This is a genomic window from Streptomyces sp. NPDC047525 (assembly GCF_040643025.1).
Taxonomy (GTDB): Bacteria; Actinomycetota; Actinomycetes; order Streptomycetales; family Streptomycetaceae; genus Streptomyces; species Streptomyces durmitorensis.
This window is the reverse complement of sequence record NZ_JBEYTL010000002.1, coordinates 710,090-736,402: the sequence shown is the minus strand read 5'-3', so window position 1 is coordinate 736,402 and position 26,313 is coordinate 710,090. Positions and strand designations below refer to the sequence as shown.

General features: G+C 71.3%; 22 protein-coding genes. 7 read left to right on the top strand and 15 right to left on the bottom strand.

Translation table 11 applies throughout. From position 1 onward, the window contains the following. Positions 1 to 79: 79 nt before the first annotated feature. Positions 80 to 1,459 carry an alpha-amylase family protein gene (locus tag ABZ833_RS08110; RefSeq protein ID WP_361042678.1) on the top strand — a complete coding sequence of 460 codons (1,380 nt, stop codon included), beginning with the start codon at positions 80 to 82 and terminating at the stop codon, positions 1,457 to 1,459. Position 1,460: 1 nt separating this feature from the next. Here the strand turns inward: ABZ833_RS08110 and ABZ833_RS08105 are convergent, their stop codons facing one another. Continuing rightward, positions 1,461 to 1,889, bottom strand: coding sequence for a nitroreductase/quinone reductase family protein (locus ABZ833_RS08105; RefSeq protein ID WP_361042676.1), 429 nt, complete (start codon positions 1,887 to 1,889; stop codon positions 1,461 to 1,463). Continuing rightward, positions 1,889 to 2,470, bottom strand: coding sequence for a TetR/AcrR family transcriptional regulator (locus tag ABZ833_RS08100; protein ID WP_361042674.1), 582 nt, complete (start codon positions 2,468 to 2,470; stop codon positions 1,889 to 1,891). The genes ABZ833_RS08105 and ABZ833_RS08100 overlap by 1 nt, the downstream gene beginning before the upstream one ends. 166 nt (positions 2,471 to 2,636) lie before the next feature. Between ABZ833_RS08100 and ABZ833_RS08095 the strand changes: the two genes are divergently transcribed. Next, positions 2,637 to 3,104 carry a nuclear transport factor 2 family protein gene (locus ABZ833_RS08095; RefSeq protein WP_361042671.1) on the top strand — a complete coding sequence of 156 codons (468 nt, stop codon included), beginning with the start codon at positions 2,637 to 2,639 and terminating at the stop codon, positions 3,102 to 3,104. On the opposite strand, the gene ABZ833_RS08090 is transcribed toward ABZ833_RS08095, so the two are convergent. The 8 genes from ABZ833_RS08090 to ABZ833_RS08055 form a co-directional block, all read right to left on the bottom strand. Next, positions 3,085 to 4,311 (bottom strand): MFS transporter, encoded by a 1,227-nt coding sequence (locus tag ABZ833_RS08090; protein WP_361042669.1) that lies wholly within the window; start codon positions 4,309 to 4,311, stop codon positions 3,085 to 3,087. The two genes, ABZ833_RS08095 and ABZ833_RS08090, sit on opposite strands and share 20 nt — an antisense overlap. Beyond that, positions 4,308 to 5,534, bottom strand: coding sequence for an ATP-grasp domain-containing protein (locus tag ABZ833_RS08085; protein ID WP_361042667.1), 1,227 nt, complete (start codon positions 5,532 to 5,534; stop codon positions 4,308 to 4,310). The genes ABZ833_RS08090 and ABZ833_RS08085 overlap by 4 nt, the downstream gene beginning before the upstream one ends. Beyond that, positions 5,531 to 6,622, bottom strand: a complete 1,092-nt coding sequence (locus tag ABZ833_RS08080; RefSeq protein ID WP_361042664.1) for a pyridoxal-phosphate dependent enzyme — start codon at positions 6,620 to 6,622, stop codon at positions 5,531 to 5,533. The genes ABZ833_RS08085 and ABZ833_RS08080 overlap by 4 nt, the downstream gene beginning before the upstream one ends. Before the next feature lie 11 nt (positions 6,623 to 6,633). Beyond that, a complete protein-coding gene (locus ABZ833_RS08075; RefSeq protein ID WP_361042661.1) occupies positions 6,634 to 7,641 on the bottom strand; it encodes an ABC transporter substrate-binding protein in 1,008 nt (335 codons plus the stop codon). Next, entirely contained in the window at positions 7,638 to 8,453 is an 816-nt protein-coding gene (locus ABZ833_RS08070; RefSeq protein ID WP_361042659.1) for an ABC transporter ATP-binding protein, read from the bottom strand. Before ABZ833_RS08070 ends, ABZ833_RS08075 begins: the two co-directional genes overlap by 4 nt. Further along, on the bottom strand, positions 8,454 to 9,557 hold the full coding sequence (locus ABZ833_RS08065) for an iron ABC transporter permease (protein ID WP_361042656.1): 1,104 nt from the start codon (positions 9,555 to 9,557) through the stop codon (positions 8,454 to 8,456). A 119-nt stretch (positions 9,558 to 9,676) separates the two neighbouring features. Next, on the bottom strand, positions 9,677 to 10,420 hold the full coding sequence (locus ABZ833_RS08060) for a methyltransferase domain-containing protein (RefSeq protein WP_361042654.1): 744 nt from the start codon (positions 10,418 to 10,420) through the stop codon (positions 9,677 to 9,679). 116 nt (positions 10,421 to 10,536) lie between these two features. Then, positions 10,537 to 11,727 carry a serine hydrolase gene (locus ABZ833_RS08055; protein ID WP_361042651.1) on the bottom strand — a complete coding sequence of 397 codons (1,191 nt, stop codon included), beginning with the start codon at positions 11,725 to 11,727 and terminating at the stop codon, positions 10,537 to 10,539. A gap of 190 nt (positions 11,728 to 11,917) precedes the next feature. Here ABZ833_RS08055 and ABZ833_RS08050 point away from each other — a divergent pair, with 190 nt between their 5' ends. Then, on the top strand, positions 11,918 to 13,288 hold the full coding sequence (locus ABZ833_RS08050) for an MFS transporter (RefSeq protein ID WP_361042649.1): 1,371 nt from the start codon (positions 11,918 to 11,920) through the stop codon (positions 13,286 to 13,288). On the opposite strand, the gene ABZ833_RS08045 is transcribed toward ABZ833_RS08050, so the two are convergent. Continuing rightward, complete coding sequence (locus tag ABZ833_RS08045; RefSeq protein WP_361042647.1) at positions 13,255 to 13,851, bottom strand: TetR/AcrR family transcriptional regulator; 597 nt, start codon at positions 13,849 to 13,851, stop codon at positions 13,255 to 13,257. The genes ABZ833_RS08050 and ABZ833_RS08045 overlap by 34 nt on opposite strands. A gap of 168 nt (positions 13,852 to 14,019) precedes the next feature. On the opposite strand from ABZ833_RS08045, the gene ABZ833_RS08040 reads away from it, so the two are divergent. Beyond that, positions 14,020 to 15,585, top strand: coding sequence for an AMP-binding protein (locus ABZ833_RS08040; RefSeq protein WP_361042645.1), 1,566 nt, complete (start codon positions 14,020 to 14,022; stop codon positions 15,583 to 15,585). Positions 15,586 to 15,656: 71 nt separating this feature from the next. Beyond that, on the top strand, positions 15,657 to 16,853 hold the full coding sequence (locus tag ABZ833_RS08035) for an acyl-CoA dehydrogenase family protein (RefSeq protein ID WP_361042642.1): 1,197 nt from the start codon (positions 15,657 to 15,659) through the stop codon (positions 16,851 to 16,853). 41 nt (positions 16,854 to 16,894) lie between these two features. Here the strand turns inward: ABZ833_RS08035 and ABZ833_RS08030 are convergent, their stop codons facing one another. Continuing rightward, complete coding sequence (locus tag ABZ833_RS08030; RefSeq protein WP_361042640.1) at positions 16,895 to 18,259, bottom strand: FAD-dependent oxidoreductase; 1,365 nt, start codon at positions 18,257 to 18,259, stop codon at positions 16,895 to 16,897. 400 nt (positions 18,260 to 18,659) lie between these two features. On the opposite strand from ABZ833_RS08030, the gene ABZ833_RS08025 reads away from it, so the two are divergent. Both ABZ833_RS08025 and ABZ833_RS08020 read left to right on the top strand, forming a co-directional pair. Then, positions 18,660 to 19,628 carry a superoxide dismutase gene (locus tag ABZ833_RS08025; protein ID WP_361042638.1) on the top strand — a complete coding sequence of 323 codons (969 nt, stop codon included), beginning with the start codon at positions 18,660 to 18,662 and terminating at the stop codon, positions 19,626 to 19,628. A 114-nt stretch (positions 19,629 to 19,742) separates the two neighbouring features. Further along, positions 19,743 to 21,188 (top strand): glyceraldehyde-3-phosphate dehydrogenase, encoded by a 1,446-nt coding sequence (locus ABZ833_RS08020; protein ID WP_361042635.1) that lies wholly within the window; start codon positions 19,743 to 19,745, stop codon positions 21,186 to 21,188. 66 nt (positions 21,189 to 21,254) lie between these two features. On the opposite strand, the gene ABZ833_RS08015 is transcribed toward ABZ833_RS08020, so the two are convergent. From ABZ833_RS08015 to ABZ833_RS08005, 3 genes are all read right to left on the bottom strand, one after another. Next, the gene (locus tag ABZ833_RS08015; protein ID WP_361042632.1) at positions 21,255 to 22,517 is read right to left on the bottom strand and encodes a helix-turn-helix domain-containing protein; all 1,263 of its coding nucleotides are present in this window, start codon (positions 22,515 to 22,517) and stop codon (positions 21,255 to 21,257) included. Between the two features lie 75 nt (positions 22,518 to 22,592). Then, positions 22,593 to 25,202, bottom strand: coding sequence for a LuxR C-terminal-related transcriptional regulator (locus ABZ833_RS08010; RefSeq protein ID WP_361042629.1), 2,610 nt, complete (start codon positions 25,200 to 25,202; stop codon positions 22,593 to 22,595). 183 nt (positions 25,203 to 25,385) lie between these two features. Continuing rightward, on the bottom strand, positions 25,386 to 26,282 hold the full coding sequence (locus ABZ833_RS08005; RefSeq protein ID WP_361042626.1) for a dienelactone hydrolase family protein: 897 nt from the start codon (positions 26,280 to 26,282) through the stop codon (positions 25,386 to 25,388). Positions 26,283 to 26,313 lie beyond the last annotated feature (31 nt).

The window sequence follows — 26,313 nt, the reverse complement described above, 5'->3', positions numbered from 1 at the left end:
AATCCCCCCACGGCAGCCTCCCCACGAGCAGCTGCCCTTCTTTGGGCACTGCTGTGCCCGGTCTCGAAGGAGCCGCACCATGCAGCACCGTTCCCGCCTGCTGGGAGCCACATCGGCCGGGGTCCTTGCCGCGGCCGGCCTTGCGACGTTCGCGCCCTCGCAGTCGCAGGCGACACCGCCCGGCGACAAGACCGTCACCGCCACCATGTTCGAGCGGCAGTACGCGGATGTGGGCAAGGCCTGCGCCACCGAGCTCGGCCCCGCGGGCTACGGCTACGTCCAGGTGTCGCCCGCCACCGAGCACATACAGGGCGACCAGTGGTGGACCTCGTACCAGCCCGTCAGTTACAAGCTCGCGGGCCGCCTGGGCGACCGCGCCTCCTTCAAGAGCATGGTCGACGCCTGCCACCAGGCGGGGGTCAAGGTCATCGCGGACGCCGTCATCAACCACATGGCGGCCGGCGCGGGAACCGGCACCGGCGGCACGCAGTACGGCAAGTACGACTACCCCGGCTACTTCCAGGACGCGGACTTCCACAGCTGCCGCACGAGCATCAACGACTACACCAGCCGTGACAACGTCCAGAACTGCGAACTGGTGGGCCTGGCCGACCTCGACACGGGCAGCGACGCGGTGCGCACCACCATCGCCGCGTACCTCGACGATCTGCGGTCCCTGGGCGTGGACGGCTTCCGCATCGATGCCGCCAAGCACATGGCCGCCGACGACGTCGCCGCCATCAAGGGCAAGATGAGCGACCCCGGGTTCTGGGTCTCGGAGGTCATCCACGGAGGCGGCGAGGCCGTCCAGCCCGACGAGTACACCGGCGTCGGGGACGTCGACGAGTTCCGCTACGGCGGGCACCTCAAGAGTGCCTTCCAGGGCGGGAACATCGCACAGTTGAAGTCGGTCGCCGACGGCAAGCTGGGCAGCGGCTCGGCCCGTACGTTCGTCGACAACTGGGACACCGAGCGCAATGGCTCGACGCTCACCTACAAGGACGGCGCGACCTACGCCCTGGCCAACGTCTTCATGCTCGCGTCCCCCTACGGCTCACCGAACGTGTACTCCGGCTACGAGTGGTCCGACAAGGACGCGGGTCCGCCCAGCGGCACGAGCGGCTGGACGAACACGCACACCCAGCAGGCGGTCACCGGCCTGGTCGGGTTCCGCAACGAGGTGGGCGCCGCGGAGCTGACCGACTGGTGGGACAACGGCGGCAGCGCCCTCGCGTTCGGACGCGGGGACAAGGGATTCGTCGCCCTCAACAACGGCGACGGCGAACTGAACCAGACGTTCGCGACGTCCCTGCCCGGCGGCACATACTGCAATGTCGCCAAGGCGTCCCCGGACAGCTGCGACGGCAACACGGTCACCGTCGGGGACGACGGGAAGATCGAGACCACCCTGCCCGCCCGCAGCGCCCTCGCGCTGCACACCGGCTCGAAGACCGGCTGACCTAGACCAGGCGGAACACCGGATGACGTACCGACTCGGCGGCGAACTCCTCGTCCGTCGAGTCGCCCGTCACGTCGAAGTAGGGGCGGGTGACGGGTACTTCGCGCCAGTACTGGCGAAGGACGGGGATGCTCTCCTCGGGGCCGAGCTCGACCACGCGCACCGTCTCGGACCTGCCGCCCCTGCTGAGGTCGACCTGCCCGGCCACGCGGGCGTTGCGCACCCAGTTGCTCACGCCGTAGGCGCCGACGAGCCAGCGCTCGCCCCCGGCTGACATCACGTCGACCGGGGTGGAGAAGAGACGGCCCGACTTCCTGCCGCGCACGGTCAGGATGTAGCGGTAGCCCTTGCCCCTCCCGAACCGGGTCATCGTCCGGAACACGCCGTTGATCAGGCGCGTGCCGAAACCGATGCGATACGTCTTGGCCATCAGCCTTCTTCCTGTCGAGTGACCGGCGGTTGCCGCGCGGCCAGCAACTGGGCGGCGCCAAGGCGGGCTTGGCGCGCCGGTTCGGGTGAACCCGTGATCGCGGCCGTGGTCATGGCCCCCTCCGCGAGCAGGACCAACGGGCCGACAGTCTGCCCCGATTCGCCCGCCGCGGCCACAAGTCCCGCCATGTAGTCGTGGAAGGCACGCTTGTGGGCCCGGACGGTGTCGGCCACCGCCGGGTCGGCGGCCCCGAGTTCACCGAAGGAGTTGATGAAGGCGCAGCCCCGGAAGTCCGGCTCGGAGAACCACTCGTAGAGCCAGTCGTAGACCGCGAGGACGCGCTCCACCCCGCCCGGCACGCTCTCCGCGTACTCGGCGAGCCGGGTGCGCCAGCGGCGGTCGCGGCGCTCGAGGCAGGCGAGGACGAGCTCCGACTTCGAGGGGTAGACCTGATACAGCCGCTTGAGCGAGACGCCCGAGGCAGCACGCACCTGGTCCATGCCCACGGCCTGGATCCCGCGCCCGTAGAAGAGCTCCTCGGCGGCGTCAAGGAGTCTGGCTTCCGCTTCGGCGCGATCCATGGGAGCTCCAAGGGGCGAGGACAGGGAGTCGAGAACGGTCGTTCTCCGACCCTACTACGACCCCGAGTGCGCCCGCATCATTGCGCGAGAACGTGCGTTCTCCTACCGTAGACACCCTCACAGGAGAACGACCGTTCTCGCGATGTGCGACGTTCAGGAGAGAGCCATGACCACACGACCCCCCGTCCCGCCCTTCACCCGGGAGACCGCGGCCGAGAAGGTCCGCCTCGCGGAGGACGGCTGGAACTCCCGCGACCCCGAGAAGGTCTCCCTCGCCTACAGCAAGGACTCCCGCTGGCGGAACCGTGCGGAGTTCGTCACGGGACGCGACGCGATCGTCGCCTTCCTGTCCCGCAAGTGGGACCGGGAGCTCGACTACCGCCTCATCAAGGAGCTGTGGGCGCACGACGGCAACCGCATCGCGGTGCGCTTCGCCTACGAATGGCACGACGACTCCGGCCACTGGTACCGCTCGTACGGCAATGAGAACTGGGAGTTCGACGACGACGGGCTGATGCGCGTCCGGCATGCCTGCATCAACGACCTGCCCATCCAGGAGTCCGACCGCAAGTACCACTGGCCGCTCGGCCGCCGCCCCGACGACCACCCCGGGCTCAGCGACCTAGGCCTGTGACGACAGGCCGACGGGACCAGCGCCTCAGGAGCAGGGGCAGCAGCACGCACTGCGCGGCGACGGCGATCCAGAACAGGCCCGCCCCGCTGGTGCGTTCGGCCAGCTGGTAGCCCTCGCCTCCGGCGACTCCGCTGACGAAGGCGCCGATCCCGGCCGCGAGGCGCTGGTGACCGAAGACGACGGCGGGTGCGCGGGGCGACCGGGCCAGGGCTTCGAGGTCGTTCTTGAAGAACAGGACGATCTCGCCGACGCAGACGAGCAGGGCTCCGGCCAGGATCGCGGCGTGGCTGCCGGCGGCGAGCATGGCCATGCCCGCGGCCATCGCGCCGAAGCCGAGCCACAGGGCACGGGCATAGGGCAGGCGCGCGATCCGGTCCGAGAGGAGGGGCTGCGCGACGACCAGCAGGAACGCGTAGAGCGCGAGGACCAGGCCGTAGTACGTCGTCGAGGTGCGGGGCACCGCGTACAGCGCGAGGTAGTGCTGGAAGAACATGAAGACGTACAGGCTCAGGACGGTGGTCGCGAAGGGCAGCACGGCCAGACCGGCGAACACCCTGTCCCGGTGCGCGGGTTGTCCCTGTCCTGCCCTGTCGGTCCGGCCGTGCTCGGGGCTCTCCGCGGGCAGCAGGGCATGGCCCGCCGTGATCACCGCGAACAGCACGGTCACCGCGGTGAAGAGTCCTGCCGATGCGCTGAGGACGAAGGGTGCCGCCGCCAGCGGACCCAGGGCGATGCCCGCGTTCAGCGCCGAGCCGCTCGCGGACAGCAGCAGGGGGCGCCGCTCCTCGTCGACCTCGTGTATCAAGTACGCCTTGTTCGCGGGCAGATAGAGCGCGGCGCCGACGGACACCAGGAAGAGGGCGAAGACGGCGGCGGCCGGGTGGCGCAGGCCGGGCAGGAAGCAGCCGAACCCCGCCGTGCGGATCACCAGGGCGAGCAGCATCGTGCGCCGCAGCCCGATGCGCTCGGCGACCGCGCCGCCCACCGCACCGCCCGAGAACTGCACCAGCGAGGCGACGGCGAGCACGACGCCGACCGTGCCGAGCCCCATGCCGAGCCGCTCGTGGAGGAGCACCGACATGAAGGGCAGAACGGCGAAGCTGCCGAGCGGGATCAGGAACGACCCGGCGAGCAGGAACCGCTGCGGCCCGGTCAGCCGCGCGAGGCCGGATCGCAGGCGTCCGCGCGGCTTCCCGAGGAGCGTCACTGCGGGGCGTGGGCGGCGACGAGCGGCCGTATGCTCCCGGCCGCGCTGAGAGCGCGGTGCAGGGCGAGTTCCGCGGTCACGCCCTCGGCGAGGACGATCCCGGTGCAGCCGCGCTGGTCGTTCACGTGCTCCAGGCGGTCGCCGGGGGCCGCGGTGGGATACCACTCGGGCGAGCCGGGGAAGGCTGCGAGGCCGTCGATGCCGGTCCATCCGGTGAGGGTGCCCGGCCGGTCGGGGTAGACGAGGACGAATCCCGTGGCGGGGCCCGTGGCCGCCGGTGCGTCGAGCAGGGCGGGGCGCAGGCCGAGTGCCACGGCGATCGTCGCGTCGTACACGTTGGTGCGCAGGGCGCGGCACAGTGCCTCGCCGACGAGTGCGCCGCCGATGCGGCGGTTGATCTCCACGAGCTGAGGACCGTCGGCGGTGAGGACCAGCTCGACGTGTGCGAAGCCCGCGTCGTGGCCCGCCGTCCTCAGGACGCGCCCCACCCAGTCCTCGATCAGGGCGAACTCCGGTGCCGGCAGGGCGACGGGGAAGGCCGCGGCCTCCTCGCGGACGGACGGCTCGGGGGACATCTGCCGGCTGAGTACGCCCAGGAGCTTCGTCTCGCCCGCCCAGCTGAGCGTCTCCGCGCTGTAGACGGGCCCGGCGAAGAACGGTTCCGCGAACAGCCGCCCGGCGAAGGGGCGTTGGGCGGCTTCGCGGAGAGCGTTGTGCAGCTGCCGTTCGTCGCGTACCAGCCAGACGTTGCGCGACGAGGTGCCCGCGGAGTCCTTGAGGACCACCGGCAGGCCGATCCGCTGGAGCACCTCGTCGGCCGCCGCGGGGTCGGCCGGGATCGTGAGGCCGGGGCCGCGGCTCAGGTCCTGCTCGTGGAGGAGGTTGCGCACCCGGGACTTGTCCCGCAGGAGACGGACCGCGGCCGGGTCGGGCCCCGGCAGGCCGAACTGGGCGGCCAGATCGGCGCCCGGCACGCTCCAGGTGTCGGTCGAGTTGATGAGCCCCTTCAGGCCGGGCACCGCGGCCAGGGCCGCTGCGCACGCGACCGCGTCACGGGTGTCGACGTCGACGATGTCGAGTGCTCCCGGTTCCAGGCGGTCCAGTTCATGCCGGTAGACGGCTCGGTCTCCCGTGAGCAGACACAGCCGGTGCCCGGCGGCACCGGCCGCCTCCACCAGGCGTCCGAGGCCGAAGGTGAGTGCTTCCAGGGCGGCGATCGTCACGATGCCTTCCCCTCCTTCTCGTGCTTCCCGTGCTTCTTGGTGCGTACGTCCTCGTGCTTCTTCGTGCCTACGTCGTAGCTGCGCCGGTTCCACTCCATCGCCGACCACGGCAGGGCGAGGTCGGCCAGGTCCGTGATCTGGTGCGGCTTGAGGGTGCGCGGGTCGAGGGCCTCCTGGTGCCGGGAGAAGACCCGCTCGGTGTAGCGGTGTCCCGTGTCGGCGCCGATCACCAGGTGCATGCGGTCCGGATTGCGGGCCGCCTCCCAGGCCGTGACGAGGTGGGCCGCCCCGGTGGAGAGGCCCGCGAACACGGCGTGGGCGCGCAGCAGATCGACGGCTCCCGCCATGGCGTGCCGGAAGTCGACCCAGTGGAGGGTGTCGTACAGGTCGTGGCGGACGTTGTCGAAGGGGATCGAGCTGCCGATCCCGGCGATGATCGCCTCGGGGTCGCTGAAGTCCTCGCTGCCGAAGGTGACGCTGCCGAAGGGCTGAAGCCCCAACAGCCGCACCTCACGGCCGCGTTCGCGCAGCGGCTGGACGAGACCGCCGGTGGAGGCACCGGTGCCGACGGCTCCGACCACGGTCAGGGGGGCGTCGGGCAGGGCGGCGTCGACCAGGTCCGCGAACTCCTCGTAGCCGGCGTAGTGGACGCCGTCGTGGTACTGCCGCATCCAGTGCAGGTCGGCGCGCTCGAGCAGCAGTTGCTGCACCCGCCGCACCCGCCGCTCCTGGTCGAGCCGCAGGCTGTCCGATGGCGGCATCTGGTCCACGGTGGCGCCGAGGATCTCCAACTGGGCGCGCATCGCGGCATCGACGGTGGTGGAGGCGACGATGTGGCAGCCGAGGCCGTAGCGGTGGCAGGCCATGGCGAGGGCAAGGGCGTAGATGCCGCTGGAGCTGTCGACGAGGGTCTGGCCTGGCCGTACGGTGCCGCGTTCGAGGAGGGTGCGGACCGCGCCGAGCGCCGCGTACACCTTCATCGTCTCGAAGCGCGCCAGGACGACGTTGTCGGAGAGCCGCAGCAGGTCGGGGGCTTTCATCGCGTCGGTGATGTGCCCGTGGACGGTGGCCGCGGGGGCCGCTGCCATGCGCAAGGGGGTCACCGCCCGACCGACCGGAGGTAGCCGCCCAGGTCCTCGGCGCCCTTGACGTTGCGCGGGCCGCTGACGGCGTCGCCGTAGGACATGACGAAGAAGCGGCCCTCCTTCACGGCCGGGACCGACTTCAGGCCGGGGAGCGACCTCAGGTAGGCGATCTTCTCCTTGGCGGGCTGGTCCGCGTAGTCGATGATGACGATGACCTCGGGCTTCGCCTTGATGACCGGTTCCCAGCCCACCGTCGTCCAGCCCTTGTCGAGGCCGTCGAAGACGTTCGTCGCGCCCGCGGCCTTGATGATGTCGTTCGGTGCGGCATGGCGCCCCGCGGTGAAGGGCTGGTCGGTCCCCGAGTCGTAGACGAAGACCTTGGCCGGGTCGCCCTTCTCGGGCCAGGTCTTCTTCAGGGCGGTGACGCGCCCCTTGAGGTCGGTGACGACCTTCTCGGCCCGCTTCTCCACGCCGAAGATCCGGCCCAGGTTGTCCAGGTCCGTGTAGAGCGCCTCCAGGGGCGTCACGTCGACACTCTTGTCGCCGTAGTCCCAGCATGTCTCGGTGTGCAGATAGCTGGCGGATCCGACCTTCTCCAGGAGGGCGGGCGTGATGCCGCGCTCCTCGCTGAAGCCGGAGTTCCACCCGGCGAAGACGAAGTCGGCCTTGGCGTCGACCACGATCTCGCGGGTGATGCGCTCGGTGCCGAGGCGCTCCACGTCGGCGTAGTCCTTGCGCCAGGGCGAGCCCTTGATGGAGGGGTCGCCGAGCTTGTTCATGACGTAGCCGCGCATCCGGTCGGCGAGACCGAGGGAGAACATCTTCTCGGCGCCGCTGACGTCGTAGGCCACCGGACGCTCGGGACGGGTGTACGTGACGTCCTTGCCGCAGTTGTCGACGGTGACCGTCTTCGCCTTGTTCTTCGCCGTCGGCTCGACCTCGGCGCCGCAGCCGGTGGTCAGAAGCCCGGTCGCGAGCAGCACGGCGGCTGCCAGGGTGCGGGGCAGCGGTGGTCGGTTCATGAGTGCGGTCCTTCTGCCAGGGCGTCGGCGGGTGCCGGGGTGCCGGTGGGGGCGAGGTCGTAGACGAGTTGGGGCGTCCCGGTGCGCGGGTGGTGCACGACGGTGGCGTCGACGCCGAACACCTTGCGGATCAGCTCGGGGTTCAGGACCTGTGCCGGGCTGCCCGTGGTGACCAGGGAGCCGGAGCTCAGGACGGCGATGCTGTCGCAGGCCGCGGCCGCCAGGTTGAGGTCGTGCAGCGCGGTGAGCACGGTGAGGCCCGATCCGCGCAGGAAGGAGAGGAGTTCCACCTGGTGGCGGATGTCGAGGTGGTTGGTGGGTTCGTCCAGGACCAGGACGCGGGGTTCCTGGACGAGGGCGCGTGCCACGAGCACGCGCTGCCGCTCGCCGCCGGAGAGGGTGAGCACGCTGCGGTCCGCGAGATGGGTGACGTCGAGGCGGTCCATCGCCTGGCGGCACAGGGCGCGTTCGCGTGCCGTGAGGGGATGGTTGCCGCTTGCGTGCGGGGCGCGGCCGAGGGCCACGACTTCGTCGACCGTGAAGTCGAGTTCGGTGTGGCTCTCCTGGGTGAGAGCGGCGATCGACCGGGCGCTGTCGCGCAGCTTGAGCGACGCCAGGTCGGCGCCGTCCAGGAGCACGGCTCCCGAGGTCGGCTTGAGCGCGCGGTAGACGCAGCGCAGTGCGGTGGACTTGCCGCTGCCGTTCGGGCCGACGACCCCGACGATCCGCCCTGCCTCCACCTCGATGTTCAGCCGGTCGACCAGGGCGCGCCCCGCGGCCTCGACCGAGAGCTCCCGCAGTACGAGGGTCATCTAGCGCCCTCCGAACAGATAGCCGCGGCGGCGCATCAGCACGATGAACACCGGTACGCCGATGAGCGCGGTGATGACCCCGAGCGGCAGCTCCTCGGGGGCGAACGCGGTACGGGCCACGAGGTCGACCCAGACCAGGAAGCAGGCCCCGGCGAGCGGCGCGACGGCAAGGACCCTGCGGTGTGTCGAGCCCACCAGGATGCGCACGACGTGCGGCAGGACGAGCCCGACGAAGCCGATCGCACCGCTGACCGCGACGATAAGACCGGTGACCGCCGCCGTGAGGAGGAAGAGCCGGCGCCGCAGCGCCTCCGCGTCCACGCCCAGGCTGGCCGCGGTCTCGTCCCCCAGCGACAGCACGTCCAGGGAACGGCTCTGGCGCAGCAGCACCACGACCGTCACCAGGACGGCGCCGGCCGCGAGCGGCAGCGACTCCCAGGACGCCGAGCCGAGACTGCCGAGGAGCCAGAAAAGGACCGTGCGGGCGGCCTGGCCGTTCGGGGAGAGGAAGACGAGGACGCTCATCAGCGCCTGGAACCCGTACGCCAGCGCGACGCCGGTGAGGACGAGACGCAGCGGCGTCAGACCGAGCGGTCCGCGCGCCGCCAGATACACCAGGACGGTGGCGCCGAGCGCCCCGAGGAACGCGGCGGCGGACAGGGCGAAGACACCCAGGCTCGCGAAGACCCCGAACACCACGACCGCGGTGGCGCCGACCGACGCGCCGGACGAGATGCCGAGGACGAACGGGTCGGCGAGGGCGTTGCGCACCAGCGCCTGGATGGCGACGCCGACGACCGCGAGCCCCGCCCCGACCACGGCGGCGAGCAGCACCCGTGGGGTGCGCACGTGCCAGACGATGGAGTAGCCGCTCACTTCGTCCGCCCCGATACTGCCGCCGGTGAGAGCGGCGGTCAGGAAACGCACGACGTCCCCGAGCGGCACGACGGTCGGGCCGAGGGCGATTCCGGCGAGCACGGAGATCACCAGTGTCACGGAGAGCACCGTCAAGGTGGTCACGAGCCGTCCGCGGCCCGCCTTGCGCGCCGTCGGCTCGTAGTGGGCTGTCTCCGGGGAGGCGGTCCCGGTTGTGGCCTCGGTCATGAAGTCCCTTCACCCATCGGGCAGTTCGCAGCGGAGCGGCCGCCCCGGCGCGGGTGCGGCACGATCCAGTAGTCGGCGGGCGTCGCCGCCGAGTTCCCGGAGATTCACGAACTGCCCGGTCACTGCACGGGCTTGGTTCCTCGCACGATCAGGCGCCGCGAGTGGTGGTCGTAGGGCGCGCCGTCGAAGCCGCCGAAGCACTCCACGTCGGTGAAGCCGGCGTCTTCGAAGAGGGCACGCAGCTCGGCCGCGCTGTAGAGGAAGGAGGTGATCGAGGCTTCGCGCGCGACCCCGTCGCGTACGAGCGTCCAGTCGGTCCGCAGCCGGGTCCAGCTGTCCAGGACGGTGTCGCGCTGCACCACGTAGGCGCCGTCGAGTTCGACAATCTGGGGGCGGCCGATCCAGCCCGCGAGCACCTCTTTGCCCATCACGTCGATCAGCAGCTGTCCGCCCGGCACCAGCGAGTCGTGGGCGTTGCGGAGCACTTGGAAGTTGTCCCGCGGGTCGTCGAAGTAGCCGAAGGAGGTGAAGACGTTGAGCACGGCGTCGTACGACTGCGGCTCGACGTGAGTGAGCATGTCCGCTTGGAGCAGGCGGACATCGGCCGCGGCGTCCTCGCACACGACGCGGGCCCGCTTCAGGAGTTCCGCGCTGAGGTCCACGCCCGTGACCGTGTAGCCGCGGCGCACCAGCGGCACCAGGTACAGGCCGGGCCCGCAGCACAGATCAAGTACGCGGCTGCCCGCCGGAAACCCGAGCAGCGGCGAGTGCGCGACGATCTCCGCCGTCTCCGCACGCCGCCGCTCGGAGAACATCGTCTCGGAGAAGTCGGACCAGAATCCGTCGTCCTCGTACCAGTGCATGCTGCCGCGACCTCGCTCCAGTGGGCTGTTCCGGCCCGCACGCCGCGGCTGGATGTGCCGCGTGCGTACGGGACTTGCGCACCAGTGGTCGGCTGCGGGTCGCTTCTGGTTCCCGGTCAGCCCCGGGTGTCGAGGTGGGTGCCGATCTGGAGGAAGGCGGGGACGAGCGGGGCGGCCTGCACCGCGGGTGACATGACCTGGGAGGCGAAGTGGGCGATGACGAGCTCCAGCCCGGGTGAGACGAACAGCCGCTGGCCGTGGATTCCGCTGGCCATGAAGGAGCCGTACGGATCGTTCGGGATCCACCACAGGTCGTGGTACGAGAGTGTGGCGGGCGAGTCGGCGGGCGCGGCCGGAAAGCGGACGCGCCGGGGGTAGCCGTCGGGGACGCCGCTGGTGATGGTGGTGGCGACGGCCTCGGGCACGATCTGCCGCTCACCGACCGCCCCACCGCGCCGGAGCATCTCGCCGAGCCTGGCCACGTCGCGGGCCGTGGCGCTGAATCCGCCGCACGCGGCTTCGACGCCCTCGCTGTCGAGGATGTAGTAGGCGTCCTCCTCCGCGCCCAGGTGGGACCAGAGCAGTTCGCCGAGCAGGGCGGACGTGGTGACCCCGGTGATCCGGCGAAGGACCTCGGCGAGGGCTTCGACGTTGCCGTTCTCATAGCGGAACTCGGTGCCCGGAGCCCCGGTGGCCCGTGCGGTGGCGAGGTGTTCGCGGATGCTGCCGGGGCCGCTGTAGCCGTAGGGCCTCAGTTGGGGCCCCACGACGGCGAAGTAGCGCTGTGCCTCGATGGCCTTGTCGAAGCGGCGGCCCGCGTAGCTCAGCTGCGTGCCCATGTGGAGCAGGTGGTCGACCTGGGCCTCTCCGAACGCCGTGCCCGCCAGTTCGGGGACGTAGTGCGACGCCAGGGCCGTGCGGTCCAGGAGCCCCTGGTGCGCGAGCATCGCCGCCATGAGGCCTAGGTAGGACTTGGCGGCCGAGGCGTTGAAGTGGGGCGTGTGCGGCTCGGCGCCGTGGAGGTAGCGCTCGTGGACGACGGATCCGCGGTGCATGACCACGAAGGCGTCTGTCTGGGCGGCCGCGAACAACTCCGGAAGCTTGAGCGTGGAGCCGTCCGGAGCGGCGATCTCCAAGGCGTCCAGGTCGTGCGGCCTGACGGGCAGATCGCGGGCGGGTGCCCGGCCCCGCCACACCCGCCGGCTGGGTGAGAGCTCGCGGCCCGCGGCCGTGTAGCGCCGGACCCAGGCGGGGTCCGTGTATCCGCGGGCCCACATGAGGTCGTTCAGCGGCGCCGTCTCGATCATGGATCGCTCCCATCAGCAGCTTCAGGTAGGCATCATCAAGCCATGGATTCACTTCACTCTAATCGTTAACATACAGACTGTTCAGTACGCTGATGCCGCCGCGATCCCGCATTCCGGGCCTCCGCATGCCATCGCCTTCGCATGCCCTCCCGCCGCACCCGCCCCTGCTCCCCCGACCGCAGGAGTCCCCATGGCCACCCCGCACACCACGTCCCTGCCCCTGCCCCTGGAAGACGCCCCGCCGCCACCCGAGTTCGACCGGCGGCGCGCCTGGCTGATCACCGCGATGATCGTTCTGTTCATGCTGATCAACTACGCCGACAAGTCCGTTCTCGGGCTCGCGGCCGTCCCGATCATGGACGAGCTGGACATCAGCAACAGCACGTACGGAATGATCTCCAGCTCGTTCTCGATCCTGTTCAGCCTCTCCGGGCTCGTCGTCGGATTCGTCTCGTCACGCATCTCCAGCCGGGCACTCCTGTTCACCATGTCCCTGCTGTGGGCGGTGGCCCAACTGCCCGTGCTGATCGTGGCGGCGGTGCCGACGCTGATCGCGGGGCGTGTGCTGCTGGGAGCGGCCGAGGGGCCTGCCGCCTCGATGTCCATGCACGCGCTCTACAAGTGGTTCCCCTTCGACCGGCGCGGCCTGCCGTCGGCGCTGCAGATCAGCGGTGCGGCGCTGGGCACCCTCATCGCGGCGCCCGTCGTCACCTGGCTCATCACGGCCTTCGGCTGGCGCTCGGCCTTCGCCGCGCTCGCGGTGACCAGCCTGACGTGGAGTCTCATCTGGTGGCGGGTCGGCCACGACGGTCCTTACGGGCAGGCGCGCCCCAGCGCCGGCGCCGGCACGGGCGCGCCCCAGCCGCGCGAACCCCGGCTCCCCTACCGGAAACTCCTGCTGAACGGCACGGTGGTGGGGAGCATCGCCGGAGCGTTCGGCGCCTCGTGGGCGCTGGCCCTCAGTCACGCCTGGCTGCCGGCCTACTTCAGGACCCAGCTCGACATGACGCCGAGTGCCGCCGCGACGGTCATCAGCGGCATCTCCGCCTTCAGCTTCGTCCTGCTCCTCGCGGTCTCGCCGTTCGCCGACGCGCTGAACCGGCGGGGTGTGGCCGCGCGGTGGGCGAACGGCGCGCCGCAGGGGATCGCGGTCGTCGTCGCCGGGCTCGCCATGGCGAGCTTCTCCTTCGTGGGGGACGGATGGCTCCAAGTCCTGCTGATCGCCGTGGCGTTCGGGGGGAACGCCATCGTCTTCCCCTTGCACTACATGACGACGGCCGCCGTCGTACCCACCCACCAGCGCGGAGCGCTCTTCGGCATCGTCGCCGCGACGGGGACACTGCCCGGACTCGTCGCCCCCTATCTGACCGGCCACCTGCTCGACACCGCGGACTCACAAGGCGCGGGCTACACCACTTCGTTCCTGCTCTCCGCGGGGGTCATGCTGCTGTCCGGCCTCGTGGCACTGGCGTACATACGGCCGGAGCGGGACGCGCGGCGGCTCGGCCTCACCCCCGACGAACCCGCTCAGACCGGCGCGTCGAAGCCGCTGGCCCAGTAACGACCGCGCAGGGCCAGGTCGAGCAGCTGGCGCACGACCTCCTCGGGGGGCATCGGCGGCGTCTCCTGCTCGGCCCACCAGCGCAGCACCGCGATCTGCTCCCCCACCCAGACCCGGGCGAGGAGGTCGGCCTCGATGCGCGGTTCGACGCCGTTGCGATCGGCGCGGGCGCGGAACTCCTCGGCGGTGGCCCGCGCACAGGTGTCCACGAACATCTGCAGCGGCTTGCCGTCGCCTTCGCCGCGCAGCACGATCCGGTACAGATCGCGCTCCTCACGGGCGTGCCGCAGCATCTCCAGGACGGGCTTGCCGGTGAAGCCGACGGCGCTGTCGGCGACGGTCGGGCGCAATCGCTCACCGAGCTCGTCGAGCAGATCGGACGTCACGCGGGCGAACAGACCCTCCTTGTCCTTGAAGTGCGCATAGAAGGTCGCGCGGGCCACGTCGGCGCGCTCGGTGATGTCCTCCACGGTCAGCGCGGTGAAGCCGCGCTCGAGGACCAGTTCCACCAACGCCGAGCCGAGAGCCCGCCGTGACCTTCGTGTCCGCCTGTCCTCGGCCATCGTGGCCCTCCTCGCCCGCAGTCGTGATTGCGGCCCCAGTCTAGAAGACTCTTGACAGTCCAGAGGTTACTGAACAAGCTGTCTGTTATTGAGCATGATGTTTATTTACATGCCTCGTGCTGCCCCTCCCCTGCTCTGCTCTGCTCTGCTCTGTTCCGGAGAACCGTGATGAACCTCGGCACCTATCTGACCCGCAGCGCCCGCTACTGGCCGCAGGCGACGGCCCTCGTCTGCGGTGACCGCTCGTGGACCTTCGACCGGCTGGACGCCACCACCAACCGGCTGGCCTCCGCGCTGCTCGCCCGCGGCCTGCGCCCCGGCGACGCCGTGGCCTCACTCGCCTGGAACCGGGGCGAGCTGGTGGAGGTCGAATTCGCCCTCTACAAGGCGGGGTTGATGCGCGCCCCGGTCAACGCCCGGCTGGGCCGCGGGGAGATCGCACACATCCTGCGCTACGCCCCGGTGCGCGCCCTCGTCTTCGACACGGCCCACCACGAGGACGCGCTCGCCGCGATCGCCGCGGCCGGCACCGGCTGCCTGCCGGTCCCGCTGGACGGCCCGCTCGATGCGGACACGCCGACCGTCGCCTACGAGACGCTGCTCGCCGAAGGCGGCGAAGAACCGATCGCCGTCGAGGTCGACGAACACGCCCCCTGTGTCCTGAACTTCACCTCCGGCTCCACCGGCGCCCTGAAGGCCGCGGTGCAGACGGTCGGCAACCGGCTCGCGAACATGCGCAAGCTGCTGATGAGCGACGAGTCCCGCCCCCGGCCCGGCACCCGCTATCTCGCCTGCGGTCCCATCACCCACGCCACCGGCATGGGTCTGCTGGCCGGGGTGTTCGGCGGCTCGACGACGCACGTCCTGCCCACCTGGAGCCCCGAAGCCTTCGTGGAATCCGTGGAGAAGGAGCGCATCACCGCGACGTTCCTCGTGCCGGCCATGCTGAACATGGTGCTCGCCCACCCCGGCGCCGCCGCGCGGGACCTGTCCTCCCTGACCAGCGTGCGGATCGGCGGCGCTCCCATCTCGCCCCAGCGGCTGCGCGACGCCGTGGAGTTCTTCGGTCCCGTCGTCGCCCAGGGGTACGGCCTGGGCGAGACGACCAGCGTGGTCGCCGGACTGAGCAGCGAGGAGATCGCCCACGCGGTCAAGGAGGACCCGGAACTCCTGCAGTCCTGCGGCCGCGCCTCGTACGACACCGAGATCCGCGTCGTCGACGAGAGCGGCGGCGAGCGCGCGCCGCGCGAGGTCGGCGAGGTCATCGTGCGCGGACCCGACTGCGTAAGGGAGTACTGGCAGGAGCCGCAGCTGTCCGCCGAGACGTTCCGCGACGGCTGGGTGCACACCGGCGACCTGGCGTGGATGCGCGAGGACGGCTATCTCTTCCTCGTCGACCGCAAGAAGGACATGATCATTTCTGGCGGGTTCAACATCTACTGCACCGAGGTCGAGTCCGCCCTCTACGAACACCCCGCCGTGCGCGAAGCCTGCGTGGTCGGCGTGCCGAACGAGACGTGGGGCGAGGCGGTCAAGGCCGTCGTCGTGGCGGAGCCCGGCGCCGACGTCACCGCGGACCAGCTCATCGCCTTCTGCGCCGAGCGCCTCGACCGGCTCAAGAAGCCCCGCTCCGTCGACTTCGTCACCGAACTCCCCCACAACCGCAACGGAAAGCTCGACCGCAAGGCCGTGCGTGAACCGTTCTGGGCCGATGCCGTCCGGCGTGTGAACTGATCCGCCCGCGGCCTCCCCCGCCCCAGCATCCGCATCCGCATCCGCCGTCCCGGAACGAGGAACGACCCGACATGACCTTCTCCCTGCGCCCCACCTACGACGACCCGCAGCTGGCCGACCTCGTCGACCGCCTGCGCGACTACCTGGACGGTGAACTCGCCGACCACGAACGCGAGCGCGGTCTCACCCACGAGAGCCGCCTCACCCGCGCCGACCTCGAACCCATCTGGCGCCGCAGCCGCGAACTCGGCTTCTACGGCATCCACCTGCCCGAGGAGTACGGCGGCCAGAACCTGACGTACACGCAGCTCGCCGCGCTCAAGGAGGAGATCGGGGCCAGTGGCCGCGTCCTCGCCCACAGCGTCCTGGGCGACATGGGCGGCCCGCTGCGCGCCGGTGACATCCTCAAGCACGCCACCGACCACCAGCTCGCCAAGTACCTGCTGCCCCTGGTCCGCGGCGAGCGCGCCTGCTGCTTCTCCCTCACGGAGACCGACGCGGGCTCCGACGTGCGCTCCATGCGCACCACCGCCGTCCGCGACGGTGACGGCTACCGCCTGACCGGCCACAAGGTCTTCTCGTCGGCAGGGCCCTTCGCCGACTTCGCCATCGTGGTGGCCCGCATGGCAGGCACCGGTGAACAGGAGGGTGACAAGCCGCGGTTCTCCGCCTTCCTCGTCGACCTGGACAGCCCCGGGTGCCGCGTCGAGGACGGCGCGACCCCGATGTCGGGCGAGCACATCGAGAGCGACATCGTCCTGGACGGCTGTCACGTCCCCGCCGCCAACCTCCTGGGCCAGGAGGGCGAGGGCATGCGGATCGCGCTCGGCCGCGTGACCACCAACCGGCTGCTGCACTGCCCCACCGTCATCGGCGCCACCCGCCGCGCCATCGACCTGACCCTGGACCGCACCCGGCACCGCAAGGCCGCGGGAGGCAAGCCCCTGCTCTCGCTGCAGGCCATCCAGCACAAGGTCGCCGACATGGCCACGGAGTTCTACGCGGCCCGCTCCATGACGTACGCGGCGTTGGCGGCCCTGGACCAGGGCCACGACGCGCACACCGAGGCCTTCATGTGCAAGCTCTTCGTCGCCGAGTCCGCCTTCCGGATCCTCGACGAGGCCGTCCAGATCCACGGCAAGGAAGGCCTCACCCAAGGCAACGAGATCGAGTTCCTGTTCCGCAAGATCCGGATGTTCCGCATCCTCACCGGGACATCCGAGATCCAGCGCAACGGCATCGCCAAGCTCCTGGCCTTCCATGCCTGACCGGGTGCCGTACCCGGGTCTGGCGCGGAGAGTTGGCCCGCCTAGGCGCCGCTCGCCTTGAGCATGTCCTCGCGCTCGACGATCTTCACGCGCTCGCGGTCCTCCGCCTCGCCGAGGGCCTTCTCCGCGGCGTCGAGGCGGTACCAGCCCTCCCATGTGGTGAAACGGATGTTCCGCTCGCCGAGGAAGGCTTCCACCGCCGACGGGTCGGGGGCTGTGGGCGTGTGCAGGCGGGCGTTCGCGTGGTCGTCCAGGAGGCTGGCCACCGTCTCGTTCGCGTCGCCCTTGGTGTGACCGATCAGGCCGACGGGGCCGCGGCGGATCCAGCCGGTGACGTACGTCGACTGCAAGTGCTCCCCGGTCTCCTCGATGACCCGGCCGCCCTTGTCCGGCACCGTGCCCGACGCGACGTCCCAGGGCAGCTTGGGCAGCTCGTCGGAGAGGTAGCCCACGGCGCGGTAGACGGCGCCGAGGTCCCAGTCCTTGAACTCGCCGGTTCCCTTGACGTTGCCCGTGCCGTCGAGGGCGGTGCGCTCGGTGCGCAGGCCGACGACCCGGCCGTCCTCGCCGAGGATCTCGGTCGGCGACTCGAAGAAGTGCAGGAACAGCTTGTGCGGGCGCTCGCCGGCGTCGCGGATCGCCCAGTTCTCGAGGGTCTTGGCGACCATGTCGGCCTGCTTGTTGCCGCGCCGGGTGGCGATCGAGCCGTCGTCGTAGTCGATGTCCTCGGGGTCGACGATGACCTCGATGTTCGGGGAGTGGTCGAGCTCCCGCAGCTCCATGGGGCTGAACTTGGCCTGCGCGGGGCCGCGACGGCCGAAGACGTGGACCTCGCGCGCCTTGTTGGCCTTGAGGCCCTCGTGGACGTTCGGCGGGATCTCCGTCGACAGGAGCTCTTCCGCGGTCTTGGCCAGGATGCGCGCCACGTCGAGCGCGACGTTGCCGACGCCGAGGACGGCGACCTTCTCCGCGTCGAGCGGCCAGGTGCGCGGCACGTCCGGGTGCCCGTCGTACCAGGAGACGAAGTCCGCGGCGCCGAACGAGCCGTCGAGCTCGATGCCGGGGATGTCGAGGGCCCGGTCGGCCGTGGCGCCGGTGGAGAAGATCACCGCGTCGTAGAAGCTGCGCAGGTCGTCCAGGTCGATGTCGTTCGGGTAGTCGACATTGCCGAAGAAGCGGATCTGAGGCTTGTCGAGGACCTGATGCAGGGCCGTGACGATGCCCTTGATCCGGGGGTGGTCGGGGGCGACGCCGTAGCGGATGAGGCCGAAGGGCGCGGGCATCCGCTCGAAGAGGTCGATCGACACACCGGGCTCGACCGCCACTGCGGATTTCAGCAGCGCGTCGGCGGCGTAGATGCCGGCCGGACCGGCTCCGACAACAGCTACCCGCAGAGGGCGAGACATGATCAGGTTTCCCTTCGAGCGAAGACATGGGGCTCGTGGGGAAGCCTAAACTAAGGCAATCCTAAGTTAGTACGCGGGCCGGATCTATGACCCCATAAGGCCAGCTTATGGGGTCGCGTAGGCAAGGTTTGACTTGTGCCCGGGCGGGGCGCGCGGCCTTGCGAGGGGTCACCGCCCTTCGGGGCGCGTGGAGATACGAGCGGGGCGCGAGGGAACTCCCGCAGGCGGCGCCGCGTTGTCAACTCACCGAGTTCGCAACCGAGTTGGAGCAGAGCTTGCTCAGCGCTTGGAGCAGAACTCACTCAGTGCACCGAGTCCGTCGCGTTGTCGAGTTGTGTCGAGTTGTCGCGTCGCCCCGTTCGCAGACTCCCATCCCCGCTCTTCACGGAGGCCCGGAACCATGACCCGCGATCACCATGATCACCGCAGTCAGCCCCAGCCGTCCCGTCGCACCGTCCTCGGCGGCGCCACCGTCGCGGCCCTCGCGGTGGCGACCGGCGCCGGAACGGCAGGCGCCGCCACCGCCGCGCAGGGCTCCGGATGGCCGACCGAGTTCCCTCTCCCCGACGGCTTCCTCCCCGAGGGAATCGCCATCGGCACAAAGCCGTACGCGTACATGGGCTCGCGCGCCAACGGCGCCGTCTACCGCACCGACCTGCGCACCGGCCGGGGCGAGGTCTTCTTCGAGGGCGCCACCGGCATGGTGGCCGTCGGCCTGAAGCTGGACGCCGACGGCCTGCTCTACGTCGCCGGGAACACCGGAGTCGCGCGGGTCCTGGACACCCGCAGCGGCAGGCTGGTGGCCACGTACCAGCTGACGGAGGCGGCGGGCCACTTCATCAACGACGTCACCCTGCTCGGCGACCGCGCCTGGTTCACCGACTCGCGCGACGGCGTGCTCCACGGAGTGCCCCGCGGCCGCAAGGGCACGGTGCGCGCGCTGCCGCTCAGCGGTGACTGGGTGCAGACACCGGACGTCATCAACGCCAACGGCATCGTCGACACCCCCGACCGCCGGGGACTGATCGTCGTCAGCAGCTCACCGGGCAAGCTCTACCGCGTGCACCTCAAGACCGGGCACGCCACCGAGATCACGCTGACCGGGGCGGACAGCGTGGTCAACGGCGACGGCCTCCTGCGCATCGGCCGCACCCTCTACGTCGTACAGAACCGCCTGAACCTGATCAGCGTGTTCGACCTCGACGCCGGTGCCCGCACCGCCACCCTGCGCCGCACGATCACCGACCCCCGCTTCGACATCCCCACCACGGCGGCCCGCTGGGGCGATCGCCTCTACCTCGCCAACGCCCGCTTCACCAGCCCGCAGGAGCCCGGCACGACCTTCAACGCCGTCGCCGTTTCCCTCTGAACCCCCTCCGGAGCGATGAATCCTCTATGGAGCGAGCACAGACGGCACCCATTGCAAGATCAAAAGTGGCATCGGGTTAGCATATGAGCGCCGCCTAGCTCGAAAGATAAACCTGTGACTGTCAATGACGACTCGTTCACCAACTGGAAGAACCGCGAGGAGATCGCGGAGTCGATGATCCCGATCATCGGGAAGCTGCACCGGGAGCGGGACGTCACCGTCCTGCTCCACAGCCGCTCCTTGGTGAACAAGTCGGTGGTCAGCCTCCTGAAGACCCACCGATTCGCCCGGCAGATAGCCGGTGAGGAACTCTCCGTCACCGACACGCTGCCGATCCTGCAGGCCCTCACCACGCTCGATCTCGGCCCTTCGCAGATCGACGTGGGCCTGCTCGCCGAGACGTACAGGACCGACGACCGCGGTCTGTCGGTCGCGGAGTTCACCGCCGAGGCCGTCGCCGGTGCCACGGGCGAGAACAAGATCGAGAGCCGCGAGGGACGCGACGTCGTCCTCTACGGCTTCGGCCGCATCGGCCGCCTCGTCGCCCGCCTGCTCATCGAGAAGGCCGGTTCGGGCAACGGACTGCGCCTGCGCGCCGTCGTCGTCCGCCAGGGCGGCGAGCAGGACATCGTCAAGCGCGCCTCGCTGCTGCGCCGTGACTCCATCCACGGCCAGTTCCAGGGCACGATCACCGTGGACGAGGCGACCAGCACGATCATCGCCAACGGCAACGCGATCAAGGTGATCTACGCCAACGACCCCTCCGAGGTCGACTACACGGCGTACGGCATCAAGGACGCCATCCTCATCGACAACACCGGCAAGTGGCGCGACCGCGAGGGGCTCTCCAAGCACCTGCGCCCCGGTGTCGACAAGGTCGTCCTGACCGCTCCGGGCAAGGGCGACGTCCCGAACATCGTGCACGGCGTCAACCACGACACGATCAAGCCGGACGAGCAGATCCTGTCCTGCGCCTCCTGCACCACAAACGCGATCGTCCCGCCCCTGAAGGCCATGGACGACGAGTACGGCGTGCTGCGCGGCCACGTGGAGACCGTCCACTCGTTCACCAACGACCAGAACCTCCTGGACAACTTCCACAAGGCCGACCGCCGCGGCCGCTCCGCGCCGCTCAACATGGTGATCACCGAGACCGGTGCGGCCTCGGCCGTCGCCAAGGCGCTGCCCGACCTGAAGGCGCCGATCACCGGCAGCTCGATCCGCGTCCCCGTCCCGGACGTCTCGATCGCCATCCTGAGCCTGCGCCTGGGCCGCGAGACGACCCGCGAGGAGGTTCTCGACCACCTCCGCGACATCTCGCTGCACTCGCCGCTGAAGCGACAGATCGACTTCACGACCGCCCCCGACGCCGTCTCCATGGACTTCGTCGGCTCGCGTCACGCGTCGATCGTCGACGCGGGCGCGACCAAGGTCGACGGCGACAACGCGATCCTCTACCTCTGGTACGACAACGAGTTCGGCTACTCGTGCCAGGTGATCCGCGTCGTCCAGCACGTCTCCGGGGTGGAGTACCCGACGTACCCGGTGCCGGTGGCCTGATACGGCGGCACGACCCTGCGGTGGGGCGGCAAGGGATTCCCTTGCCGCCCCACCGGCGTTGCACGGTCAACCGCCGAGCAGCCTGCGGGCCCCCAGGGCGAGCGAGATCTCCACGAGGTCGCCAACCCGGGTGAGGCTGCGCCCTGTCAGCTGCTCGACGCGCCGCAGCCGGTTGAGGACCGTGTTGCGGTGACAGTAGAGGCGGGCTCCGGCGCGCTGCGCGGAGCCGTCGCTCTCCAGCCAGACGACGAGCGTGTCGAGCAGCAGGTCCCGGTCGGCGGGGTCGAGGGAGCGCAGCGGGCCGAGGACCCGCTCGGCGAGCGCCTCGGCCAGCTCGGGCGACGAGACGACGAGGGCGTCGGGCAGGCGTTCGTCCAGGAGCACGGTGCCGCCGCTGCGCGGGCAGGCGCGCAGTGCCGTGTCGGCGAGGCGGCGGGCGTAGGGGACGGCGGCAAGGCCCTCCACGGGTGAGCCGATCCCCGCGCGGGCTCCGGGCGGCAGGGAGAGACCGGCGCCGAGCGCGGACACCTCGGCCGCCGGGTCGCCTTCGGCGTCGCCGAGCAGGACCAGGGCGTACTGGACTCCGGGAGCACTGTGGCGCAGCGTCCGTGCGGCCGTCGGCAGGGCGAGGCGGGTGTCCTCGCCCGCCACGGCGATCACGGCGTACCACCCGTCCTCGGGCAGCCCCAGGACGTCGGCGGCGGTGGGCAGGTCGGTGAGGCGGGCGCTTCCGTCGAGGAGGCCCGCGGTGAGCAGTCGCAGCCGGTTCTCGTGCTGCCAGGCCAGGCGGCGCTCGGTGCGGCGGTAGGCGTCGGCGACGACACCGCAGTGCTCGTCGACGAAGTTCCATACGTCCGTGGCGACATGGATGAGCAGCCGCATGTCGTCGGGGTTGTCGCGCGACACCTCGTCGACCAGGCCCTGCCACACCATCGCCCCGCCGAGCCGGAAGGCGTGCAGCAGCGCGTCGAGCGGCAGGCCCCGTTCGGCGCGTGCCCCGGCGATCTGCATGGACGTGCGGTGGGCGGCCTCCCTGGTCTCCCCGGGCTGGAGGAGCGAGGTGACGCTGTGCCGCAGCGAGCGGTGCACCTCCTGCCACACCTCGGTGGGGCGCGTCTCGATGTCCGCCCGGTAGACGGGCTCCTGCTCGCCCAGTTCGGCGACGAGCCGGTCGGTCATCGCGGCCAGGTCTCTCAGCAGGGCGCGGGCGGCCCGGTGCAGCACGGCGACGGCGTCGGCGTCGAGGAGGGAGCGTGCGCCGGGTGCGAGCGGCGTGATGGCGGGCACTTCGTGCAGGGTCCCGACCCGTGACCGCAGGACGTGTGGCATGGGACCTCCACGGGGAGTGTGCGCACTGCCGGATCTTCCTGACGCCCGAAGAATGGCATACCGCCCAGTCGGTACCTAGAGGTGTGCGGCAATCTCCTCATCACGGTCCGGCAACCCGCCGTCACCCGCCAGCAGCCGCGAGAGCTCGACGCGGGAGCGTACGCCCAGCGCGGCGAACACATTGCGCAGGTGGTGGTCGACGGTGCGGTGGCTCACCGAGAGGCGCACCGCCACCTCCCGGTTGGTGGCTCCCTCCGCCACGTGCCGGGCGATGCGCTGCTGCTGCGGGGTCAGTTCCGCGAGCGGCCCCGGCCCCGGCTCCCCCGCCACCGCCTCGCCCGCGGCGCGCAGTTCACCGCGGCTGCGGTCCGCCCAGGCGCGCGCGCCGCACCGCTCGAAGCCGACGAGGGCGTCCCGCAGCGGTTCACGCGCCTCGCGGGTACGGCGCCTGCGGCGCAGCCACTGGCCGAACAGGAGCTGCGTACGGGCCCGTTCGAACTCGCCCGGCGAGCGGTCGTGGAGCGCCAGCGCGCTCTCGTACGCCGCGGCCGTCTGCTGCGGTGGCGCCAACAGGGCGCGGCAGCGTGCCAGTTGGGCCGGGGCCAGACCGTCGGCGGTGACCTCGGCCCAGCGGGCGAACTCCGCCGTGGCGCTGCGGGCCTCTGTCACGCGCCCCGCCTGGACGGCCGCTTCCACGAAGCAGGGGACGGCCAGCATCCGGACGGCGAAGTGCCCGCGCCGCGGTCCCGGGGCGACCAGTGGGGCGAGCCGGGCCGCCGCGTCCCCGGGGCGCCCCGCGGCGAGGTCAGCTCGGGCGACCGCCCAGACGGCGAGCGTGGCGGCCTGGGTGAGACCGTGCGGTCCCGCGCCCGCCGCCGCGGCTGCCGCGTGTGCCGCGCAGGCGTCCGCGTCGCCCTCCACGGACGCCGCGAGCGCGAGGACCGCGTGCAGCGAGACCGCGACATTGGGCTGCCCGATGCGGTGGGCGGCCCTGAGTCCTTCGAGGGCGTGCGCCCGCGCCCGGGTGTGGCGGCCCGCGCGCAGCTCTCCGTAGGCCAGGTGCTCCAGGGCACGCGGCAGCAGGACCTCGGGGCCATAGGCGCGTACGGCCGCGAGCGCTCGGGCGCCCGCCCCGCAGGCGGTCTCGACCTCGCCGACGACCAGGGCCGCGGCTCCGGCCCGCAGCAGCCCGGCCGGGTCGCTCGCCCCGGGCAGGTCCGCCAGGCAACGGCGCAGCGAGGCGTGGCCCTCGGCGGTGCGGCCCGCGAGGACCGCGCACATCCCGGCGCGGTACGCCTCCAGGGGCGGGTCGTCCGCGCAGGCGGGGACGCGCGCCATCGCCTCCCGGTAGGCCGCCGCGTCGCCCATCGCCCAGGCCGCCTCCGCCGCGCCGATCAGCGCGTGCCGGGCCGGTTCGGGCGGGAGCAGCAGGGCGGCGGTCAGCAGCTCCTCCCGGGCGTCGGCGGCGGGACCGTCGGCGAGGGACAGCAGTCCGCGCACCCGGTGGACGCCGCCGTGGGCGGGGGCGCCCGCGGTGCGGGCCAGCAGGGCGCGGGCCCGGACGGGGTCGCCTGCGAGCCGGGATGCTTCCGCCGCGGCGGCGAGCCGGTCGGTGCGCAGCGTCGTGTCGGCGGTGAGCGCGGCGGCGCGGGCCAGGGCGGCGGAACGCTCGGCGTGCGGGCGTGGTTCGGCCCCCTCCATGGCGAGGGCTCCGGCGAGCGGGGCGTCGTGATCCCCTGCCGCGCAGGCCAGTTGGACCAGGCAGGAAAGGCGGTCGCGGCAGACGGCGGCGAGGCGGGCGTGGGCGGCTCTGCGGCGGGCGAGCGGGGCACGGCGCAGCACGGCTCGGCGCAGGAGCGGGTGGGTGAAGTGGACGCGCCCGCCCGCTCCGACGACCGCGCCAGCGGCTTCGGCGGGTGTGAGTCCCGAGGGGTCGGCGCCCGCCCGCACCAGCAGGGCGAGGTCCGCGCCCGCGCCGTCGGGCTCGTGCTCACCGGCCGCGGCGGCGAGCAGCAGCAGGGCGCGGGCATCCGCGGGCAGTGCGGCGATGCGGGCGGCGTAGGCGTCGAGGAGGTCTTCTCCGCCGGGCAGGGGGTCGGGCAGCGGGGTACGTCCGGCCAGTTGGCCGGGGGTGAGGGCCGCGATCAGCGCGCGGAGCAGGCGCGGGTTGCCCGCGGCCTCGCGGATCAGCCAGGCGGCGACGACCGGGTCCGCCGAGCCCTCGGTGAGCCGGTCGAGCAGGGCGGCGGCCGCGCTGTCGTCGAGCGGCCCCAGGTGCAGAGTGGCCAGTCCGCCCAACTCGCTTGATCCTGCGTGGTGTTCGGCCAGGGTGAGCAGTACGGCCACGGGTCTGTCGGCGGGCAGGAGGCGCAGGTCCGCCAAGAGGGCGGACCTGGCTGCCGACGGCCAGGTGTGCGCGTCGTCGACGCAGACGAGCAGCGGGCCCTGCCGCGGCAGGTCCGTCGGCACGGTCAGCTGAACCGACGGGACGACCGGGGCGCAGGTGTCCCGCGCGTGATCCACGAGCGCGGTGCGGCCGAGGCCCGGCGGCGCGGTCAGGACGAGTACGCCGCCCCGCCCGGTCCGTAATCGCCCCACCAGGGATTCCACGGCGGCGATTTCCTCGCGGCGGCCGTGGAGCTCGGGGGGCCTGAGCGTGCCGGGTACGGTCGTCGAAGGGGTCACGCCCGCACGTTACTTTCGCGTAACACGGCCCGGAAGCCCCGCGTCCGCACGGCTGGGCACGCCCCCAACGGTCGGCGCTCCCGGGTGTGCGCGGGCACAATGCCGGGGCCCTGGGACGACACACGTCGTCCGCCGCCGGCTGACCGGCGACGGACGACGGGCCCCCATGACGGGTCGTCAGGATCAGGAGGTGTGGGGGCAGTTGCCCCGGTACTCCTCGATCGTCAGGCTCGGCTGCGGCAGCGGGCAGAGAAACTGCTCGAAGCGGGTGTCGTTGTCGATGAACCGCTTCAGCCAGGAAATGCTGTACTTCGCGATCGTCGTGTTGGACGAGTTCGGCGTGAAGTGGGTGGCGCCGTTGAGCTCCAGGTACGCCTTGTCCAGGGAGCTGGGCAACGACCGGTAGAACGGCTCGGAGTGGCTCGCGACGGGGGCGACGGTGTCGCCGTCGGCGCCGACGACGAGCGTCGGTGTCCGCAGCTCGGGCCAGGTCGTGTCGGTGTTCCAGCCGGTCAGCGGGATCGCCGCCTTCAACGAGGTACGGCTCTTGGCGGCCTCCAGGGTTCCTCCGCCGCCCATGGAGTGCCCCATCACGCCGAGCCGGGAGGCGTCGATCCGGCTCCGCACCGAGCTCGTCTTGGTCAAGTAGTCGAGGGCGGAGAGGAGTTGGCGCCCCCGGCTGGCGGGCTGGTCGAGCGTGGTGAGGGTATCGATGGTGAAGACCACGAAGCCCTGGGAGGCGAGCCGCGGGCCCAGCCAGGCGATGCTCGACTGGTAGGCGGTGAAGCCCGGGGAGATGACGACCGCGCCGAAGGTGCCGTCGGCGGTGGACGTCGGGTAGTAGACGGTGCCGCCGCCGAAGCCGGACACGCTCAGCGACGAGACGTTGGTCTGCGAGACGGCGTAGGAGCCGCGCGAGGCCTCGATGCTGGAGACGGTCGGTTCGGGGCCGCGTTCGTAGGGGTTGTCGGCGGCGGCCTGGGCGCCGGGCGCGAGGCCGGTGCCCAGGAGTCCCGCGGTGGCGACCGCGGCGGCCAGACAGGCCCGCACCACGGGGCGGGAGAAGACGTGCAGGCGCACGGAGGGGTCCTCTCGATCGTGGCGGGCCACG

Bases quoted from the DNA above. Each gene is read 5' to 3' on its own strand.
- ABZ833_RS08110 (WP_361042678.1), top strand. From the start codon at position 80: ATGCAGCACCGTTCCCGCCTGCTGGGAGCCACATCGGCCGGGGTCCTT.
- ABZ833_RS08105 (WP_361042676.1), bottom strand. From the start codon at position 1,889: ATGGCCAAGACGTATCGCATCGGTTTCGGCACGCGCCTGATCAACGGC.
- ABZ833_RS08100 (WP_361042674.1), bottom strand. From the start codon at position 2,470: ATGGATCGCGCCGAAGCGGAAGCCAGACTCCTTGACGCCGCCGAGGAG.
- ABZ833_RS08095 (WP_361042671.1), top strand. From the start codon at position 2,637: ATGACCACACGACCCCCCGTCCCGCCCTTCACCCGGGAGACCGCGGCC.
- ABZ833_RS08080 (WP_361042664.1), bottom strand. From the start codon at position 6,622: ATGGCAGCGGCCCCCGCGGCCACCGTCCACGGGCACATCACCGACGCG.
- ABZ833_RS08075 (WP_361042661.1), bottom strand. From the start codon at position 7,641: ATGAACCGACCACCGCTGCCCCGCACCCTGGCAGCCGCCGTGCTGCTC.
- ABZ833_RS08070 (WP_361042659.1), bottom strand. From the start codon at position 8,453: ATGACCCTCGTACTGCGGGAGCTCTCGGTCGAGGCCGCGGGGCGCGCC.
- ABZ833_RS08065 (WP_361042656.1), bottom strand. From the start codon at position 9,557: ATGACCGAGGCCACAACCGGGACCGCCTCCCCGGAGACAGCCCACTAC.
- ABZ833_RS08060 (WP_361042654.1), bottom strand. From the start codon at position 10,420: ATGCACTGGTACGAGGACGACGGATTCTGGTCCGACTTCTCCGAGACG.
- ABZ833_RS08055 (WP_361042651.1), bottom strand. From the start codon at position 11,727: ATGATCGAGACGGCGCCGCTGAACGACCTCATGTGGGCCCGCGGATAC.
- ABZ833_RS08050 (WP_361042649.1), top strand. From the start codon at position 11,918: ATGGCCACCCCGCACACCACGTCCCTGCCCCTGCCCCTGGAAGACGCC.
- ABZ833_RS08045 (WP_361042647.1), bottom strand. From the start codon at position 13,851: ATGGCCGAGGACAGGCGGACACGAAGGTCACGGCGGGCTCTCGGCTCG.
- ABZ833_RS08040 (WP_361042645.1), top strand. From the start codon at position 14,020: ATGAACCTCGGCACCTATCTGACCCGCAGCGCCCGCTACTGGCCGCAG.
- ABZ833_RS08035 (WP_361042642.1), top strand. From the start codon at position 15,657: ATGACCTTCTCCCTGCGCCCCACCTACGACGACCCGCAGCTGGCCGAC.
- ABZ833_RS08030 (WP_361042640.1), bottom strand. From the start codon at position 18,259: ATGTCTCGCCCTCTGCGGGTAGCTGTTGTCGGAGCCGGTCCGGCCGGC.
- ABZ833_RS08025 (WP_361042638.1), top strand. From the start codon at position 18,660: ATGACCCGCGATCACCATGATCACCGCAGTCAGCCCCAGCCGTCCCGT.
- ABZ833_RS08015 (WP_361042632.1), bottom strand. From the start codon at position 22,517: ATGCCACACGTCCTGCGGTCACGGGTCGGGACCCTGCACGAAGTGCCC.